This window comes from Kitasatospora sp. NPDC007106 (assembly GCF_040634455.1).
Classification (GTDB): Bacteria; Actinomycetota; Actinomycetes; order Streptomycetales; family Streptomycetaceae; genus Kitasatospora; species Kitasatospora arboriphila.
Genome location: NZ_JBEYFP010001290.1, coordinates 1 through 1291, shown reverse-complemented (window position 1 = coordinate 1291; position 1291 = coordinate 1). Strand labels below are relative to the sequence as shown.

The window sequence follows — 1291 nt, the reverse complement described above, 5'->3', positions numbered from 1 at the left end:
CCCGCGCCGCCCCACCGTGGTGCGGGCGCCCTCCGGCGGGCGCGGACGGGACGGCCGGCGGCTCTCCACCACCCGCCGCCTGATCGACCAGGAGGCCGCCGGCGCCGGTCTGCCCGAGGACGCCGAACGGCTGCTCGACGCCGCCGACCGGCACCTCCGACGGCGCGACGTCTGGTGGACCCCGCCCGCCCGCGAGCAGTGGACGGCGATCCTGCCGCACCACCGGGAGGAGACCGCCGCCCGCCTCATGGAGCGCTTCGCCTCCGCGGCGGACCTCGACGTGCGGGGCGGCGCCGACCTGCTCCCCGCCCTCGCCGAGGCCGGCGGCCCGGCCGGCCCCGCGATCCACCTCGCCCTGGCCTACGGCCTCGGCGCCCGGCACCCGGAGGACCGCACCGCCGCCGTCGACGCCCTGCTGGTGCTCGCCGCCCGCGGCGACCTGGACGGCGCCCTGCTCGGCCACGAGATCGCCGAACTCGTCGCCCTCGGCCCGGTGAAGCCCAACCGCCTCACCGAGTCGCTGCGCGCCGCCGCCGACACCGGCGCCCACGGCACCGTCTGGTCGGTCCTCGTGGCCGCCCTGCCCCGACTGCTGGCGGGCGAACCGCCGCGCGGCGTCGGCGAGCTGCTGGCGGTGGCCGCCGACTGCGCCCGCCGCTGCGCCGCCCGCGGCCCGATCCCCGAGGTCACGGCCCTGGCCGCGCGGGGCGGCAGCTCCCGGGCCGTCCGCGAGGCGGCCGCCCTGCAGGAGGTACTGGCGGGCTGACCCGGCCGTCACCCCGGTTGTTGAACGATCGTTCTTGACTGACCGTTCTTCAACTCGCTAACGTTCCGGCCATGGGACGACCACGAGCCTTCGACGAGGACGAGGCCGTCGAAGCCGCTGCCCGGCTGTTCGCCGCGCACGGCTTCGAGGGCACGTCGGTGGACGACCTGGTGGGCGCGCTCGGCGTCCACCGGGGCAGCCTCTACAAGGTGTTCGGCAGCAAGCGCGGCCTCTACCTGGCCGCGCTCCGCCGCCACCTCGACCGGGACGTGCTGCCGCTCACCCGGGCGGTCGCCGGGGCCGCCGACCTGCCCGCGGCCCTGGCGCAGGCCGCCGCCGCGTACGACAGCGGCCCGGCCGCCGGGCTGCTGCTGCTTTCCGCCGCCGAGCGGGCCCCGCTCGACCCGGACACGGCCGCCCTGGTCGAGGAAGGGCTCGCCGCGCTGGAGGCCGCCTTCGCCGCGGTGCTCGGCGACGGCGCCGCGCCGCCGCTGGCCGAGGCGCTGGCCGCCGCCGTGCTCGGCC

Annotated in this window: 2 protein-coding genes; both read left to right on the top strand. The window is 79.0% G+C overall.

What is annotated here, in order from left to right; all coding sequences use genetic code 11:
• The coding region (locus ABZ641_RS37930) for a DUF6493 family protein (RefSeq protein ID WP_359989173.1) at window positions 1-766 on the top strand (766 nt) is incomplete at its 5' end.
• A gap of 71 nt (window positions 767-837) precedes the next feature.
• Window positions 838-1291: helix-turn-helix domain-containing protein (locus tag ABZ641_RS37925; RefSeq protein ID WP_359989171.1), on the top strand; the 454-nt coding region annotated here is incomplete at its 3' end.